The organism is Mesorhizobium sp. YL-MeA3-2017, assembly GCF_030814575.1.
GTDB classification, from domain to species: domain Bacteria; phylum Pseudomonadota; class Alphaproteobacteria; order Rhizobiales; family Rhizobiaceae; genus Mesorhizobium; species Mesorhizobium terrae.
In genome coordinates this window covers 870290-887508 of record NZ_JAUSVH010000001.1, presented here as the reverse complement: position 1 = coordinate 887508, position 17219 = coordinate 870290, and the positions used below count along the sequence as shown (strand labels likewise).

Below are 17219 nucleotides of genomic sequence, written 5' to 3'. Positions count from 1 at the left end.
GGCTGTATTCCCGGCTAGAAACGCGGAGAACCAACGGCACGAACCTTCGCCGGGTGTTCGGAGACGGATTTCGTCATGTTCTGCATTTCCTACGCATCTGCCACATTTGCGTCATCGCGGGTCTTCGCCCAGGAGGCGATTCCGATGACGGCCCCCGGCTTCCGGGATAACTGTGTTCAATCTGGGTCGCCAGATTGGCGGATTCTGGTTTGCGATCACGGATTGGTGACGGCCGTTTGATGTGGCCTGCATCAGCGGGCGACCTCCGGTGGAGGGTGATACCAACAGGAACGTCGCGGGCATTCCGCGATTTCCAATGAACGACATTCGGGAGCAATCCGCTGGCTGGCCGCCTGCGGATTGCTCCCATGCGTTGGAACGGCGCCGTGGGAGGATACGGGCCGAATGTCACGGCGACCGTTATCGGCCCGCCCAACTGTCGCGCTGGCGCGGGCTCATGCCGAGCCACCAGGACGGCTTGGTGATCTCGACACGATTGTACCGGCTGTTGGCCTTTTCGATGTCGCCATTGGCGAGAACCCTGTAGGAAACATCGGGATTGGAGGTCGACTTCGCCGTGTCGCCGCTCGATCCATGACCTTGCAGTATCTTGTCGACGCCATTGCTTGTGGGGTTCGATCCGCTGTTGGCAAGCGCGCTCGAGGTCATCGCGGCCGCGATAAGCAGCGCATATCCGATGGTGGTTTTCATGGTCATTCCTCTTTTCGAAGGCGGGCGTCTTGGGAGCCCGACGAGCAGAGGCTAGGCGTGCGACCTCACAGTCCCTTTCCGCCCGACTTACAATTTTGTGATTCTCATTTCGGCGAATTGCCGGAGTTTGTTCGGCGCATTCCTGGAGGGCAGTCTTGCGCTTGACGCGCTGACGGATCGTCTCCAAAAGTCGCGCCATATCCGGCTTGACTGCGATTCGTGCGGCACCCCGCACGTATGGAAACCAGCGGACGATTTCGGCCAGCATGAGACCTATACAAAAATGTATAAAGAAACTTGTTGGCCAGCACCGGACCAGGCCTGTACTTTTTGTTCCGCGGCCTTGTACGCCGATATCGGCACCTCAGTGTTGAGGTGAGAAGTCGGAACCGCTGGAACCACGCCTGATGACAGTTCGCCAAACCATTGTGAGCGTCTCGTGCTGCCTTTTCCCAGCGATAGCAGGGGCGGGCAGGGCGTTGGCGATTGCGCTCATGGTGGTGGCCGTGGCCGTGACCAGCACGGGCTGGAGTGCCGCCGCCGGGCTGTCGGCGACTGCCGGGACAATGGCCACGCAGTCATCCGCTGGTGATCACCACACAGCGGGTGCGCATGATCATGGCGCTGGCCAACAGGTCGTTGACCGCGATGCCTGCCAGGAAGGTACGCAAGGCTGTGGCGGTTCGCATCACCAGCCGCAGGATCTGGCGCAGACTTGCTGTGCCATGGCCTGTCACACCGCGATCCTTTCCTTTGCATGTGTCGAGCCGATCAGCTTCGTGACCTGGCAGATCGAGCATCGCCAGCCGACCGACGAGCTGGAAGGCGCCGCCACCGTGCGGCTCGAACGCCCACCCCGGCTGGCCCGCGCCTGAGGCGTCGGCGCAGAACCGGGTCATCGCGCACTAGGCGGGCATTTCCCCGCATCTAGAGCCATTCCCTGATTTCTCATCGACCTTGACGAGCGTCCCAATGACGCTCGCGCAGGATCGCGCGCCGATTTGCTGCCGCCTGTTCGGTGTTTTCATAGCACCGGACCCGTTGCTGCGCCTCCTATCGATCGATGCATGGCCTCGCCGGACCCCTGGTCCGCAAGGCCGGCGCGAACCCATTCATCTTCGTTGTTGAGGAAAATTCATGAGGTCTCTCTTCATGATGGCGCCTGCCATCATCCTGTCTGCCTGCACGGCCTTGCCCGAGGTCGGCGCTGGAGCGTCGCCCGCCGACGCCGGCGTCGCCGTGCCGCCCGCGCGCTACACGCCGGTGCTTGCCGGCACCACCGACTACCGGCCGGTCGCCCCGAAATCCTGGACCGACAGCAACCGACAGGTCGCACCCAAGGAGAAAGGCAAATGACCGTGCCCATCTCCCTTGTCGCCTCCAGTCCGCCTGCGGGCCAACGTATTTCGCGGCAATTCGCCAGGCTGGGCGGTGTCAGCCTGCTTGCTCTGACCCTCGCTGGCTGCGCCTCCTTCACCAAGGATGGCGGTATGTCGCCGGTCGGCGCACAGGTGTCGTCGGCACTCGGTGCCAACGCGGTGAAGATCGCTTCGAAGGCCGACGCCCAGGCGGCCAACGCCCGCGTCAGGGCACTTCTCGCCAAGCCGTTGTCAGCCGACAGCGCCGTCCAGGTGGCTCTGCTCGGCAACAGAAACCTGCAAGCCGAATACAATGCGCTCGGCATATCCGAAGCGGCCTTCGTCGAAGCCAGCCTGCCACCCAATCCGGGCATTTCGCTCGGTGGCACGCTGCGGGAAGGATCGCTCGAAATCGAACGGCGCGTTGTCGGCTCGCTGCTGTCCTTGCTCACCCTGCCGGCGCGCAAGGCGATCGCCGAGAAGGAATTCGAGGCGGCGCGTTACCGCGCGGTCGGAGCGACGTTCCGCCAGGCCGCCAATGCCCGCAAGGCCTACTACAAGGCCGTCGCCGCCCGACATCGCGTTGCCTATCTCGAGCGCGCGCGCGCTTCAGCCGATGCGGCGGCGGACCTCACCCGCAAACTGGGCGAGACCGGTGCCGCCACCAAGCTCGATCAGGCGCGGGCAGGGGCCTTCAACGCGGAGACATCGAGCCAGCTTGCCACGGCAAGGCTGGAGGCGGGCGTCACGCGCGAAGCGTTGACGCGTGAACTCGGCCTGTGGGGCGCCGATACGACCTACAAGATCCCGGACAGGCTGCCTGGCCTGCCGAAGAAACTGCAGACATCCGATCAGGCCGAGACGGAGGCGATCCGCAAGCGTGTCGATCTGATCTCGGCGCGGTTGGAGCTGGATGCGCTGGCCCGCCAGCTGAAACTCGACAACGCGACGCGATACGTCTCGGCCTTCCAGCTCGCCGGCTTCGCCAATTTCGAGCGCACGAAGAACGATCACGGCGAGGTCGAGAAGGACTATCCGAAGGGTGGGGTGCTCGACCTCGAACTGGAGATCCCGATCTTCGATCTGGGCGAGACCACCAGGCGGCGCAATGCCGAGACCTACATGCAAGCGGTCAACCGCTTCGCGGCAAAGGCCGTGAACATCCGGTCCGAGGCGCGCGCGGCACTTCTTGCCTATCGCGCCGCCAACGATATCGCCCGCCAATATCGCGGCAGCATCATCCCGCTGCGCAAGGTGATCTCGGAAGAGGCCCAGCTTCAATACAACGGCATGCTGATCGACGTGTTCGAGCTTTTGACGACCACGCGCGAGGGCATCGAGACCAATGTCGCGGCCATCGAGGCACAGCGTGACGCCTTGCTCGCCGGCGTCGACTACCAGAGCGCCATCATCGGCGGCGGTTCGGGAGGCGGCGATGAGTGACCCCAAGGAGAAAAGAGACATGACGGTTTCCCGTCGCAACTTCCTCGGCGCCACCGGTGCCATGACCTTGCTTGGCGCCGGCGCGGTATCGGGGCGCACCGCCTTCGCCTCGGTGCCCGAAGCACCGACCATGACGGAGGCCGTCATGCAGCCGCCGCTCGTGCCGAAAACCGGGCCGGACTACAACCCCGTCGTCACTCTGAACGGCTGGACTTTGCCCTGGCGCATGAACGGCGATTGGAAGGAGTTCCATCTCGTCGCCGAGCCGGTGGTGCGTGAGTTTTCGCCCGGCATGGTCGGTCATCTGTGGGGCTACAACGGCCAGTCGCCGGGACCGACCATCGAGGCGGTCGAAGGCGACAAGGTGCGCATCTTCGTCACCAACAAACTGCCGGAACACACCACCATCCACTGGCACGGCCAGCTTTTGCCCAGCGGCATGGATGGCGTCGGCGGTCTCACCCAGCCGCACATCCCGGTCGGCAAGACCTTCGTCTACGAGTTCCAGCTGCAGAAGAGCGGTACCTTCATGTACCACCCGCATGCCGACGAGATGGTGCAGATGGCCATGGGCATGATGGGCTTCTTCGTCGTGCATCCGAAGGACCCGGCCTTCCGCCGCGTCGACCGCGACTTCGTCTTCCTGATGTCGTCCTACGACATCGAGCCGGGCGCCTATGTGCCGCGCGTGGCGGAGATGACCGACTTCAACATGTGGACCTGGAACAGCCGTGTCTTCCCGGGCATCGACCCTCTCGTGGTCGGCAAGGGCGACAAGGTGCGCGTGCGCTTCGGCAATCTCACCATGACCAACCATCCGATCCACATGCACGGCTACGACTTCAAGGTCTCGTGCACGGATGGCGGCTGGGTGCCGGAAGCGGCGGCCTGGCCGGAAGTAACCATCGACTGCGCGGTCGGCCAGATGCGTGCTTTCGACTTCGTGGCCGACAATCCGGGCGACTGGGCGATCCATTGCCACAAGTCGCACCACACCATGAACGCCATGGGGCATGAGCTCGCCACCTTCATCGGTGTCGACAAGAAGGAGGTAGCCAAGAAGATCAAGCGCCTGGTGCCCGACTATATGCCGATGGGCACCGCCGGCATGGCCGACATGGGCGAAATGGAAATGCCGCTGCCCGAAAACACGCTGCCGATGATGACCGGTTTCGGTCCGTTCGGCCCGATCGAGATGGGTGGCATGTTCTCGGTGGTCAAGGTTCGCGAAGGGCTGGCCGCCGGGGATTACAAGGACCCTGGCTGGTATCAGCACCCGTCGGGTACGGTCTCCTATGAGTGGACCGGACAGACCCAACAGGCGGCGCGTCAGGAAGCGCCCGCCTTCGACAGGTCAAAAACCGCCGAAGTCACTGTGGTGAAGCCCGGCGGGCAATCCTCCCCCAAGAACGCCCACAACAATCACTAAGGATAGAAACGACATGAAATCCCGAACCCTCATTGCGGTCCTGGCCATGTTGGCGTGGCCTGCGGCCGCCATCGCCGACCCCGGCCACGACGGCGAACGCGCCTATGGCGAGCCCGGCAACCCGAAGAAGCCGGCGCGCGTGGTGCAGGTCGTCATGCGCGAAGCCGACGGCAAGATGGAATTCCTGCCCAACCGCGTCGAGATCAAGAAGGGCGAGCAGGTGAAGTTCATGCTGCGCAACAATGGCGAGCTCGACCACGAGCTGGTGCTCGGCACGCTTGCCGAAAACCTCAAGCATGGCGAACAGATGCAGAAGAACCCCGACATGGAACATGACGATCCGAACGCCAAGCGTCTGGCGCCGAAGAAGAGCGGCGAGATCGTCTGGAAGTTCACCAAGGCGGGCGAGTTCGACTTCTCCTGCCTCATTCCCGGGCACCGTGAAGCCGGCATGACCGGCACCATCGTCGTCAAGTGAAGACGACACAATCCGACTACCCAACGCAACTGAAGGAGAAACCCAATGCGTAAGATCGTAACCACCGCGGCTTTTGTTCTGGCCCTCGCCACTTCCGCTTTCGCCGCGCCCGTGGACGGCCAGATAACCAAGATCGACACGGCCCAGAACAAGGTCACGCTGAAGCATGGCCCGATCACCAATCTGGAGATGGATGCCATGACGATGGTGTTCGTGGTCGCTGATCCGGCCGCGCTCAAGGCCGTCAAGGTCGGCGACAAGGTCAAGTTCGAGGCCGATCGCGTCAACGGCCGCCTGACCGTGACCAAGATTGAAAAAGCCAAGTAAGCTATACTGAAAACCGTAAAGCCTTCGCGGGGCTCGCTTGTTGAGCCCCGCGAAGGCGAATGAATTTTTGGGCCGGCCGATGCAGGCAGCCTGCGAACGGGGACAGGAGACGACGATGAACCGCAGACTATTTCTTTTTGCGACGACTGCGATGCTGGCCGCCTCACAGGCAAGGGCGACCACGCTGCCTTTGGTCACCGTCCACAAGGATCCTTCCTGCGGATGCTGCGGAGCCTGGGCCGACCACATCCGCAAGGCCGGATTCCCGGTCAAGATCGTGGAGGACACCGCCCTTGAAAAGCTCAAGACGCAGATGGGAATCCCCGAAGCGCTGCAATCCTGCCACACCGCGCTTGTCGACGGCTATGTGCTCGAAGGCCATGTTCCGGCCGAAGCACTGCGCCGATTGCTCACCGAGCGGCCCGCTATCAAGGGCCTTGCCGTCGCCGGCATGCCAGCCGGTTCTCCGGGCATGGAGATGCCGGGCGTGCAGCCTGAACCTTTCGAGGTGATGACGTTTGGAGCAACGAGTTCCGTCTTCATGAAGTTTGGTTGACGAGGCCGGAGCTGACCTTCGGTTTTTCGTGCGACGGAACTGCCCGGCGAACGTAAGCTCGCGTCGCCTAGGGCGAAATGTCGCTGGCAACCATGAGGCCAAGTCCGATGGCGATGGCCGCTGTTCCCAGGGCGCGCCGGTAAGAGGAGGCTTTTTCCCGAAGTACAAGGCGCGAGAGCGCGTAGACCAAAACCTGGGTCAGTGCCATCGAAGAGAAAACGATGCTTACATCGTGGTGTCGCAAAAGATACATGTATATCGAAATGGAAACTGCGAAACACAAGGCGGCGACGAAAAGTAAACTTAAATCTATGTTCGTATTTAATGTAAGAATTTTGTATGAATTTTTGTATTTACTTGAAACTGATTTTTTAAGTAATAGCTGAGACGCGGCGTTGGCGCAGCTTGCCGCGACGATGAGGGATCCGAAAATGAAGAGGGACACCATAAGTCTTTCTGTTCGAACAGCGCGTCGCCATTCGAGCAAGGGACCCTCAACCTGCGTTGTCGCGGAGCTTACTTTTCCGACAATCGCCGCCGGCATGACCGGATTTGCGAACGAAGACCTTTTTTCACGCCGAGCGAAGTGAAAGAATGGCCAAGTGCAGTTCTTGAACACCTTCTCCCGCCTGCTTTGGGTTTTCGCTGTCGTCGGCCTCATCCTTGCGCCGATGGCGAGCCCGTCGGCGGCGATGGGTGGGATGGCGGAAATGTCAGGCATGTCCGACGGCATGCCGTGCTGCCCCGACCAGAAAGCGCCGGTTCCCGATTGCCAGAAGTCGTGCCCGCTGGCGGCAATTTGCGTGGCCAAGTGTTTTGCCAATGCATCCTTACTGACTGATTTCGGCGGCACCCGTCTGGAAATGGTGGATCTGCTTGTTCGATGGGATGACGCCGCTTTGGCGGTGACGGCCATTTCGCCACCCCATCCACCACCCCGATCCTGACGTTCGCCATCGGCTCTTCTAAGGCCGAGTTTCGCGGGCCGTGATTGCCTCACGGCGCGCGTCGCCGCGCATTTGCGCGTTCAACGAACGTTATGAGATATCCAAATGACAACTTCAGTGAACAAATACATCGCTGCCGCGATGACGATCGGCCTTGTCTGGACGCAGTCGACGACAGCGGCCCATGCCGCCGTCACCGACTACGAATTCCAGCTCATCCAGAAAAGCGTGAAACAGGGGCAAAAGGTCGAGGTCGCGGTCCGGCTGGTCGACAAACGAAACGGCTCGCCTGTTCCGGATGCCGTGGTCTTCGCGCAGCGGATCGACATGGCGCCCGACGGCATGGAGATGATGGCGGCGCCCATCAAGCCGCTGCCATCGGCCGAGCCTGGAACCTACAAGTTCGAGGCGGCCCTGAGCATGGAAGGCAGATGGCGTCTGTCACTCGTCGCGAAAGTGCAGGGCGAGACCGGCACGCTTGAAAACAAGCTCGTCGTCGAGGTCCTGCCATGAAGCGGGCACTCGCGATGAGCCTCGTCCCGGCTGCCGTTCTGGCGGCCGGGATCGGTGGTTATGAAGCAGGCCGTCGCGATCTCGCGCTGCCTGGCTGGGCCCGGTTGGTTTCCGAGATGGAGCCAGCCAATGCATCGCCGGAAGCAGGCGGTGCAGCAAAGACCGGACGCGTGATCTACTACCGTGATCCGGACGGGCGGCCATTCTATTCGGCCGCTCCACGCAAGACAGCCGACGGCCGCGAATTTCTCGCGGTCTATGCCGGCGAGGACGTCAGCCTCGACACCGGCGCTCCAGTGAAGGAGGCAGCTTCGGCAACTCCCGGCGCGGACAAAGGCCGCGTCCTTTACTACCGCAACCCCATGGGGCTGCCGGACACGTCGCCCACCCCGAAGAAGGATTCGATGGGGATGGACTACATCCCTGTCTATGAGAGCGAGGGGGCGGGCGGCTCGTCGATCAAGGTCGCCGTGGGTAGGCTCCAGCAGACGGGCGTGCGCACCGCGACAGCGGTCGACAAGGCCATTGTCGCCAGCGTGCGCGTGCCGGGGACCATCCAGCTCGACGAGCGGCGCGTTACCGTTGTCAGCACGCGTGCGGACGCCTTCGTCAACAAGGTCGCCGAGGTCACGACCGGCGATCGGGTCACCAAGGGGCAGGCGCTGCTCCAGCTCTATGCGCCCGAAATCGCGGCGGCTGGTGCGCAGTTCCTCAACGATCTCGGCGCCGCCACGCACAACAGCACTTTGGGCGGTGCGCGCCAGCGGCTTGAAAATCTCGGCGTTCCGCCCGATGCGATCGCCGAAATCGAGCAGACGCGAAAAGTACCGCTCTCCATCACCTGGCGGGCTTCGCGCGACGGTATCGTGCTTCAACGAAACGCCGTCGAGGGCATGAAGGCAGCGTCGGGCGACGTGCTGTTCCGCATCGCGGACATTTCGACGATCTGGATTGTCGCCGATGTTCCCGAATATCAGCTCGGCGCCGTCAAGGTCGGGGCCGCGGCCACGGTGCGGCTGCGCAGCCTGCCTGGCCGGACATTCGGCGGCCGCGTCACCTTGATCTATCCGCAGGTCGCGACAGCGACCCGCACGACCAAGGTGCGGATCGAGCTCGCCAATCCCGATGGCGTGCTGTTGCCGGACATGTATGCCGATGTCGAGATCGCCAGCGGTTCCGACGACCGCGTCGTTGCCGTTCCCGACAGCGCCGTGATCAGCACGGGAACCCGGCAGGTCGTCATCGTCGACAAGGGCGAGGGGCGCTTCGAACCGCGCGCGGTGGAGGTTGGCCGGCAAGGCGGCGGCTTCACCGAAATCCGCGCCGGCGTTGCATCCGGCGACAAGGTGGTGGTTGCCGCGAATTTCCTGATCGACGCCGAAAGCAATCTGAAAGCCGCGTTGAGTGGCATGACCGGCGAGGAGGTCAAGCCATGATCGCCAAGCTTATCGCATGGTCGGCCCGCAATCTCGTCCTGATCTTCGTCGGCACCCTGTTTGCGGTCGCCGCCGGGTTCTATGCGCTGAAGACGCTGCCTCTCGACGCTATTCCCGATCTCTCCGATGTTCAGGTCATCGTCTATACGGACTACGCCGGCCAGGCACCGCAGGTCGTCGAGGATCAGGTCACCTATCCGCTCACCACGGCCATGCTCACCGTTCCGAAGTCCAAGGTGGTGCGCGGCTTTTCCTTCTTCGGCGTCTCCTTCGTCTATGTGATCTTCGAGGACGGCACCGATCCCTATTGGGCGCGCAGCCGGGTGCTTGAATATCTGAATGCCGCTGCCCAGCGTTTGCCCCCGGGTGTCACGCCCAGCCTGGGGCCGGATGCCACCGGGGTCGGCTGGGTCTATCAATACGCCGTCGTCGCCAAGGAAATGACGCTCGCCGAACTGCGCGCGCTGCAGGATTGGAGCGTGCGTTATGTCGCTTCGAAGGCTGAAGGCGTTGCCGAGGTCGCCAGTGTCGGTGGTTTCGTCAAGCAGTACAACATTGTCGTCGATCCGCTGCGGTTGCGCGCCCAGGGGCTCTCGCTGGCGGCGGTGCGCGATGCCGTTCGCGCCAGCAATCGTGACGTCGGCGGACGCACGCTCGAACTTTCCGAATTCGAGTTCATGGTGCGCGGGCGCGGCTACATAAAGTCGCCGGCCGATATCGAGGATATCGTCCTGAAGACCGATCAGGGCGTGCCGCTGCGCTTGCGCGACGTCGCCCGCGTCGAGATCGGCCCGGACGAACGGCGCGGCATTACCGAACTGAATGGGGAAGGGGAGGTCGCCTCCGGCATCGTCATGCAGCGCTTCGGCGCCAATGCGCTGAACGTCATCGAGAACGTCAAGCAGCGCCTCGCCGATGCGGCATCAAGCCTGCCCAAGGGCGTCGAGATCATCCCCGTCTATGATCGCTCGCACCTTATCGAGGCAGCGATCGAGACGCTGAAGGGGACGCTGATCGAGGAAAGCATCATCGTTGCGCTGGTCTGCGTGGTCTTCCTGCTTCACCTGAGAAGCGCGCTCGTGGCCATCCTGATGCTTCCGGTCGGCATCCTCATCGCCTTCGCCGGCATGAAGGCCATTGGGCTTGGCTCCAACATCATGAGCCTCGGCGGTATAGCCATCGCCGTGGGCGCCATGATCGATGCCGCCATCGTCATGATCGAGAATGCCCACAAGCATCTGGAGCGGGCCGAACCTGGCAAGCCGCGCGTGCAGGTCCTGATCGATGCCGCAAGCGAGGTCGGGCCGGCACTGTTCTTCAGTCTGCTCATCATCACCGTCTCCTTCCTGCCGATCTTCACGCTGGAATCGCAGGAAGGCCGGCTCTTCGGTCCGCTCGCCTTCACCAAGACGTTTGCCATGGCTGCGGCAGCGCTGCTGTCGGTCACGCTGGTGCCGGCCTTGATGGTGGTTTTCGTGCGCGGCCGCATCATTCCCGAGCACAGGAACCCCATCAACCGCCTGCTGATCTGGCTTTACCGGCCGGTGATCCGTCTTGTCCTGCGCGCGAAATTGCCGACCATCCTGCTCGCCCTGTTGGTGCTCGCCGTCTCGGTTTGGCCGGCGCGCCAGCTCGGTTCCGAATTCATGCCGAGCCTTGATGAAGGCACGCTGATGTACATGCCGACGACGCTGCCCGGTCTGTCGGTGACCAAGGCGGCCGAGCTCCTGCAGATGCAGAACCGCATCATCAAATCCTTCCCGGAGGTGGACACGGTCTACGGCAAGGCCGGGCGGGCTGCGACCGCGACCGACCCGGCGCCGACGGAGATGTTCGAGACCATCATCAATCTCAAACCCAAGGATCAGTGGCGCGCCGGTGTGACGATCGACAGCCTGAAAGCCGAGATGGACGCTGCGTTGCAGTTCCCCGGCGTGTCCAACGCCTGGACCATGCCGATCCGCGCCCGTATCGACATGCTTTCCACGGGCATCCGCACGCCGGTCGGCGTCAAGGTGTTCGGTCCCGATCTTGCCGGGATGGAAAAGGTTGCGCGCGAGATCGAACGCGTCCTGAAAGCTGTTGCGGGCACGTCGAGCGCCTATGCCGAGCGCGTCGTCGGCGGTTATTATCTCGACATCGTCCCGGACCGGCAGGTGCTCGGCCGTTACGGGCTGTCGGTCGGCGACGTGCAGGATGTGATCGCGACGGCGCTCGGTGGCGAAACCGTGACCACCACGGTGGAAGGTCGCGAGCGCTACGGTGTCAACATCCGCTATCCGCGGGACATGAGGTCGAACCCGGTCGCGATCGAGACCGACGTGCAGGTGCCGCTGCCGGGTGGTGGCGCCGTGCCGCTTGGTGAGGTGGCGAAGGTGGAGCTCAAGCGCGGAGCCACGTCGATCCGCACCGAGAACGGCCAGCTCGCCACCTACATCTTCGTCGACATCATCGGACGAGACCTTGGCGGCTATGTCGCCGATGCGCAGAAGGCGGTCGCGGCCGAGGTGCGGCTGCCACCCGGCTACAGCATCGGCTGGAGCGGTCAGTTCGAATATCTGGAGCGCGCCGAGGCACGCATGAAGATCGTCGTTCCGGTAACGCTGCTGATCATCTTCCTGCTGCTCTACATCAACTTCCAGGCGTTGACGGAGACGCTGATCGTCATGGCCTCGTTGCCATTCGCGCTCGTCGGCGGGGTCTGGCTGATGTGGTGGCTGGGCTTCAACATGTCGGTGGCGGTCGCCGTCGGCTTCATCGCGCTTGCCGGTGTCGCCGCCGAGACCGGCGTGGTCATGCTCATTTATCTGGAACAGGCCGTGACCGAGCTGAAGCAGGAATGCGCCGAGGAAAAGCGGCCGTTCACACGCGCCGATCTTCACCAGGCAATCATGCTGGGTGCGGTGGAGCGCGTGAGGCCCAAGATCATGACGGTCGTCGCCATCATGGCCGGGCTGGTTCCCATCCTGTGGAGCACGGGGACGGGTTCCGAGGTGATGCAGCGCATCGCCGTGCCGATGATCGGCGGCATGATATCGTCAACCGTCCTGACGCTGATCGTCATTCCGGCCATCTACGGTTTGGTGAAAGCTCGATTGATTGGGGCCGAAGCATCGATTGACCGGAAAGGAGAGCCGACAGCGGGAAGGGAACCAGTTGGATCATAGGTTTGGCATTCAACAAGCCGTTGTTGACCGAAATCGTCAGAGGTAGCCCGGTTTCCAACTAACACGGGGCTGTATGGGGCGGCCGAGATCTCGGGCGCAAAGCCAGTTTGCGCCTTGCACTGGGTCGTAGGCCATGCGCTCTATCAATGCCAACAACGTGCCTTCGATAGACCCGGAAAATCGACAGGCGATCGCATCTGCCTTCCGACAAACTCCGCAACGGCCTGCCTGAGTTCAGCAGGCCGTTGCCCGCCTCATCGTTCAGCAAGTGACTGTGAAGGATAAGGAAGTCCGGCTCCGGGACACCAAAGCCGTGTTGGTGCGCCGCTTTAAACGACCTAAACGATAGGTCGCTGAAGGTTTCATCTTGTGAGGAAATTGGTACGCCCAAGGGGAATCGAACCCCTGTTACCGCCGTGAAAGGGCGGTGTCCTAACCGCTAGACGATGGGCGCAGCCAAGGCGGCTTATAGTGGCGATGCGGGCGGCGGGCAACCCGTCAAAACCGGCTTTCTGCATTTTTTTGATGCTTTGCGGAGAAAGCCTCGCCTGCCGAGCCTAAACCCCGGTGTTTGCAGGGTAATCCGTCCCCAATGGATGCCGCAAACGAGCTTTTGGGCCCATGAAACCCGTGCAGGCGGCATGCTCGGGCGAAAATCGTGGCTGGCAAGGCCCGGAGATTCGGCTGCTAGGGCGGGGCAAGGCCACGCGCTTTTGCCTGCGTGGGCGCCGGTTACCCTAGCCGGCAGGTGTCCGGTTGCGATCGGCGACCGAGGTTTGCGAATCGCGCTGCGTTCCTCGGCCCGTTCGAATGGGCGTATGCCGCCAAGATCGGAATCGATTTCGAGAAAGGGTCATGCGCCAGGGCAAAGTGCTGGAGTGTGCCTTGCCGCGTCCGAAGGGGCGCGCTGAACTCTCATGCCTGTCGGTTGTGTCTTATATCCGGCTCAGCCGCGGCGGCGGCAGCGCCAGTTCCAGTCGCGCTCGGGGCCGACGTCAACATGCACCGAATCGGTGTGGCAATAGGTGCCGACGCCGCCGCGGCCGGGCAGCGAGCGCACATAGGTCGCCAAATCCCATTTGGTGACACCGGGAACCTGGATGTCGGCGGCGGCGCAATACATGTGCAGCGAGTTCTTGGCGCCGCGTGCCTGCCGGTTGCGGTCCTCATTGCGATAGCCGGAGGTGACCACCATCTTGCGGCCGTAATGGCCCTCGATCTGCTTCAAAACGCGCACCAGCGAGGGCTTGAGGCAAGCGACATCGACGCTCTCGGTCTGCTTCAAGAGGCCGTTGGGTGCCAGCCGGGCCATGCCGGCGGCCGAAGCCACCTGATAGGCGCCGCTATCGTTTTCGTTCAGGTCGACGTCGCTCTCGTCATAGGTGCCGGAGCGGCGGGTGATCTCGAACAGAGCGGTCTTGCGCACGCCGGGCAGGCCGTTGAAGGCGGAGGCGCCGTCGACGGAGGCGAGCATCGCCTGCTTCTGTCCGGCAGTGGCCGAGGCCAGCGTGATGATCGGCTTGGCCGACTTCTGCTCGGGGATGAGCGCCTGCGCCGGCTGCGCGGCCGGCGTCACGGGCTGCGCCTTGGCGGCTGCCGGTGCGGCCTTGGCCGGCGACGAGCCGAACAGCGAGGCGAGGAAGCCCTTCTTCTCGGACTTGGCCGGCGCTGCCGGCATTTCACCGGCGGTGACGTAGACCGGATGGTTCATCTCAGGCGTCTGGCCTTGGGCGGCCTGCGCCGTCTGGCTTGCCGGTTTCTGGGCCAGCACGGCGGCGCTGCCGGCGGCCACCTTGGCGGCGGCATCGGCGGTCTGCTCTTCGGTCTGCGCGGGCGCGACGAGCTGCTGCGGCGTGTTGCCGGCGATTGTCTGCGCGTCGGCGGGAACCGTCAGCGGGAAGGGGTGGGTGCCAGGCTTGGCGGTGGGCAGATAAGCGACCTGGTCGGGCAGCATGGTGTCGCCGGTCGATGCCATCAGCGGCTGCGGGGCCGTTTGCTGGCCCGCCGCGACCTGCGGGCCCGTGGCGGCAAGAGCGGGGCCGGCGGCGGTCTCGACGGTTGCAGCCCCTGGCGCGGTCGTGGGGCCGGCATGGGCGGTGTTGTTGTAGGCAGGGGAGGCGACGTTGAGCACCGGTTCGCCAGTGGAGGTGCACGAGGCCAGCAGCAGCGAGCACAATGCCGCCGCAATAGCGCGGCGTTCTCCCTTCGCGAGGCGCGGCTTGTCTGTGCTCAAATCCGAATTCCCCCTCGCTAACCGATCCGAACCGTCATTTTACCGACGCGCGGGGCGTCGCCGAATGATCGAGTTTCCGCGATCGGAAACGAGACCTGTGACAAATCCGCAAGCGTTTTTATGAAATCGTGCTGGCCTGCGTGATTTGCGTCAACTTTGTGATTGACGTGCTCATTTCGCCCGCTTTGACGCGCGGGTCAACTCACCACACATTACAGATTGTTACACTCGGACTTTGACATAGCTGCCGGGCGCGTCGCCCAGCGGTTCCAAGGTCTTGCCGGGGATGCGGGCGGGCACCCTGTCGTCGGTCATCGCCTCGATCCAGCGCTGCCAGTGGGGCCACCAGGAGCCTGGGTTCTCGGTGGCGGAGACCAGCCAGTCCTCGAATCGCCCAACCGGCTTGCCGCCGGTCCAATGCTGGTATTTCTTCAGCGCCGGCGGGTTGACGACGCCGGCGATGTGGCCGGAGCCGGCCATCACGTAATCGACAGGGCCGCCGAAATACTGGCAGCCGAGGAAGACCGAGCGGGCCGGTGCGATGTGGTCTTCCTTGGAAGCGAGGTTGTAGACGGGAATTGTGATGTCTGAGAGCGAGACGGTGCGCCCGGCAAGCTCCATGCGGCCCTGCGAGAGATTGTTCTCCAGATAGCAGTTGCGCAGGTAGAAGGAGTGGTTGGCCGCCGCCATGCGGGTCGAATCGGCGTTCCAGTACAGAAGGTCGAAGGGCAGGGGCTCCTTGCCGCGCATGTAGTTGTTGACCACGTAGGGCCAGATCAGGTCGCCCGAGCGCAGCATGTTGAAGGCGGTCGCCATCTTGGTGCCGTCGAGGAAACCCTTGCCGCGCATCGCCTGTTCCAGCGCCGCCACCTGCTCCTCGTCGACGAACACCTTGAGGTCGCCGGCATAGGTGAAGTCGACCTGGGTGGTGAAGAAGGTGACCGAGCGGATGCGGTCGTCGCCTTCCTGGGCAAGCAGCGCAAGTGCTGCCGCCAACAGCGTGCCGCCGACGCAATAGCCGATGGCGTTGACCTCCCTCTCGCCGGTCGTCTTCTCGACGATGTCGAGGCCATATTGCAGGCCTTCGCGGATATAGGCCTCCCAGTTCTTGGTGCCGTGGCGCTCGTCGGGGTTGATCCACGAGATGACGAAGACGGTGTGGCCCTGTTCGACCGCCCAGCGGATGAAGGATTTTTCCGGGTTGAGGTCGAGGATGTAGAATTTGTTGATCCATGGCGGGCAGATCAGCAGCGGCCGCTTCAGCACCGTCTCGGTCGCCGGGCTGTACTGGATGATCTCGGCGACGTCGGAACGGCCGACCACCTTGCCCGGCGTCACCGCGATGTTGCGGCCGATCTCGAACTGCGAATAGTCGGCCTGGCGCAGCTTCAGGTCGCCCTTGCCGGCGGCGATGTCCTCGGCGAACATCCTCATGCCGCGCACCAGGTTCTCGCCATGCGAGGACACCGTCTCGCGGAACAGCTCCGGATTGGTCAGGATGAAGTTGGAAGGCGAGATGGCGTTGGACACCTGCTTCACATAGAAGCCGGCCTTGTGGCGGGTGTGCTCGTCCAGCCCCTCGGCGTGCTCGACCAGGTCGTTCGCCCAGCGCGACGTCACCAGATAGGCCTGTTTCAGGAAGTCGAAGAAGGCGTTCTTGCCCCATTCCGGGTCCTGGAAGCGCTTGTCGCCGCGATCGGGCTTGACGCCCGCGGCCTCGTCCTCGACGCCGCCGACGCGCTGGATGGCGTTGGCCCAGACGCCCATGTAACCCGCGAACAGCCGCGTCTGCGCTTCCAGCGCGCGTTTCGGGTCGGCCAGCCAATATTCTGTCAGCTTGGAGAAGGTCTTGACCATGTCGGCCATCGGCTCGGCAACGCTGTCGCGCACCTCGCCCTTTTCGCGCGGCTCGGCCCAGGCGGAAGCCGCCTTGCCGGCCTGCTCGATCATGCGGGCCATGTTGAGCGCGAAGCGCTCCGGGTCCTTTACCAGATACTGCTCGACGGAAGCGCCATCACCAGTGTCCGTCTTGCCTGCATCGGGTCTGTCGGCCATGACTTAAGCAGCTCCTCCCGAAAGCGTTTTCTTGACATAGTATCATGCAAGGTCGAATAGGAGCCAATAGGCAATAGGGTCGGAATCTATCAAATGGATGACCTTGGCCGGCCATTGCGGGAAGGTGAAATGACGGATCGTGTTGGTCAGGTTCTTGGCGCCGCCGGTCGGCTGGCGCTCGCGGCCGCTATTTTCGGCAGCCTTGCCGTTGCCGGCTGCTCCAGCACGCGCAACCAGAATGCCGTGGCGCTGTCGGACGGCCCGGTGACCGGGCCGAAGGACACCGGTTCCTTCCCCAACCTCAACCTCAGGCCGCAGAACGCGGCGACCCAGTTCACCGACGCCGAGAAGAACGCCAAGCTGGCGCAGCTCACCGCCGCCAAGTCGACGGCGCAGGCGAACCCCGGCGACACGACGGCGGCGGCGGACGCGGCCCAGCTCGATTCGCTGAAGGCCAATCACGCCAAGGATGCGCTGAAGCAGATCGGCGCCAAGTGCGACCCCGCCCTCGACCCGAATTGCAAATGAGTATATAGGGCGCCGCCAAGCGCGCCCCTCGATCGCTG

The 17219-nt window shown here is 63.2% G+C and carries 15 protein-coding genes and 1 tRNA gene; 11 read left to right on the top strand and 5 right to left on the bottom strand.

Features of this window, described 5'->3' with window-relative positions; all coding sequences use genetic code 11:
* Positions 1-420 precede the first annotated feature (420 nt).
* The gene (locus QFZ88_RS04135; RefSeq protein ID WP_179654193.1) at positions 421-711 is read right to left on the bottom strand and encodes a hypothetical protein; all 291 of its coding nucleotides are present in this window, start codon (positions 709-711) and stop codon (positions 421-423) included.
* Between the two features lie 479 nt (positions 712-1190).
* Between QFZ88_RS04135 and QFZ88_RS04130 the strand changes: the two genes are divergently transcribed.
* The 7 genes from QFZ88_RS04130 (at position 1191) to QFZ88_RS04100 (ending at position 6302) form a co-directional block, all read left to right on the top strand.
* Positions 1191-1586, top strand: coding sequence for a hypothetical protein (locus tag QFZ88_RS04130; RefSeq protein WP_139116493.1), 396 nt, complete (start codon positions 1191-1193; stop codon positions 1584-1586).
* 262 nt (positions 1587-1848) lie between these two features.
* Positions 1849-2067 carry a hypothetical protein gene (locus QFZ88_RS04125; RefSeq protein WP_081766888.1) on the top strand — a complete coding sequence of 73 codons (219 nt, stop codon included), beginning with the start codon at positions 1849-1851 and terminating at the stop codon, positions 2065-2067.
* Entirely contained in the window at positions 2064-3512 is a 1449-nt protein-coding gene (locus QFZ88_RS04120; RefSeq protein WP_081766889.1) for a TolC family protein, read from the top strand. Before QFZ88_RS04125 ends, QFZ88_RS04120 begins: the two co-directional genes overlap by 4 nt.
* A gap of 19 nt (positions 3513-3531) precedes the next feature.
* On the top strand, positions 3532-4941 hold the full coding sequence (locus QFZ88_RS04115; RefSeq protein WP_024924612.1) for a copper oxidase: 1410 nt from the start codon (positions 3532-3534) through the stop codon (positions 4939-4941).
* A gap of 13 nt (positions 4942-4954) precedes the next feature.
* Positions 4955-5419, top strand: a complete 465-nt coding sequence (locus QFZ88_RS04110; protein ID WP_024924613.1) for a cupredoxin domain-containing protein — start codon at positions 4955-4957, stop codon at positions 5417-5419.
* Between the two features lie 45 nt (positions 5420-5464).
* The gene (locus tag QFZ88_RS04105) at positions 5465-5746 is read left to right on the top strand and encodes a copper-binding protein (RefSeq protein ID WP_024924614.1); all 282 of its coding nucleotides are present in this window, start codon (positions 5465-5467) and stop codon (positions 5744-5746) included.
* Between the two features lie 115 nt (positions 5747-5861).
* Positions 5862-6302, top strand: a complete 441-nt coding sequence (locus QFZ88_RS04100; RefSeq protein ID WP_036255079.1) for a DUF411 domain-containing protein — start codon at positions 5862-5864, stop codon at positions 6300-6302.
* Positions 6303-6369: 67 nt separating this feature from the next.
* Here QFZ88_RS04100 and QFZ88_RS04095 read toward each other — a convergent pair whose 3' ends face one another.
* Positions 6370-7218, bottom strand: a complete 849-nt coding sequence (locus tag QFZ88_RS04095) for a hypothetical protein (protein WP_161773041.1) — start codon at positions 7216-7218, stop codon at positions 6370-6372.
* Between the two features lie 136 nt (positions 7219-7354).
* Between QFZ88_RS04095 and QFZ88_RS04090 the strand changes: the two genes are divergently transcribed.
* From QFZ88_RS04090 to QFZ88_RS04080, 3 genes are read left to right on the top strand one after another with little or no spacing between them, the layout of a single operon-like run.
* On the top strand, positions 7355-7762 hold the full coding sequence (locus QFZ88_RS04090; protein WP_024924616.1) for a FixH family protein: 408 nt from the start codon (positions 7355-7357) through the stop codon (positions 7760-7762).
* Positions 7759-9198: an efflux RND transporter periplasmic adaptor subunit gene (locus tag QFZ88_RS04085; protein WP_024924617.1), complete on the top strand. Its 1440-nt coding sequence runs from the start codon at positions 7759-7761 to the stop codon at positions 9196-9198. Before QFZ88_RS04090 ends, QFZ88_RS04085 begins: the two co-directional genes overlap by 4 nt.
* A complete protein-coding gene (locus tag QFZ88_RS04080) occupies positions 9195-12365 on the top strand; it encodes an efflux RND transporter permease subunit (RefSeq protein ID WP_024924618.1) in 3171 nt (1056 codons plus the stop codon). Before QFZ88_RS04085 ends, QFZ88_RS04080 begins: the two co-directional genes overlap by 4 nt.
* A gap of 379 nt (positions 12366-12744) precedes the next feature.
* On the opposite strand, the gene QFZ88_RS04075 is transcribed toward QFZ88_RS04080, so the two are convergent.
* From QFZ88_RS04075 to phaC, 3 genes are all read right to left on the bottom strand, one after another.
* Positions 12745-12819: transfer RNA gene (locus QFZ88_RS04075), tRNA-Glu, on the bottom strand.
* 492 nt (positions 12820-13311) lie between these two features.
* Positions 13312-14598 carry a D-Ala-D-Ala carboxypeptidase family metallohydrolase gene (locus tag QFZ88_RS04070; protein ID WP_036255055.1) on the bottom strand — a complete coding sequence of 429 codons (1287 nt, stop codon included), beginning with the start codon at positions 14596-14598 and terminating at the stop codon, positions 13312-13314.
* A gap of 222 nt (positions 14599-14820) precedes the next feature.
* On the bottom strand, positions 14821-16653 hold the full coding sequence (gene phaC / locus QFZ88_RS04065) for a class I poly(R)-hydroxyalkanoic acid synthase (RefSeq protein ID WP_024924620.1): 1833 nt from the start codon (positions 16651-16653) through the stop codon (positions 14821-14823).
* A gap of 129 nt (positions 16654-16782) precedes the next feature.
* On the opposite strand from phaC, the gene QFZ88_RS04060 reads away from it, so the two are divergent.
* Positions 16783-17181 carry a hypothetical protein gene (locus tag QFZ88_RS04060; RefSeq protein WP_024924621.1) on the top strand — a complete coding sequence of 133 codons (399 nt, stop codon included), beginning with the start codon at positions 16783-16785 and terminating at the stop codon, positions 17179-17181.
* Positions 17182-17219 lie beyond the last annotated feature (38 nt).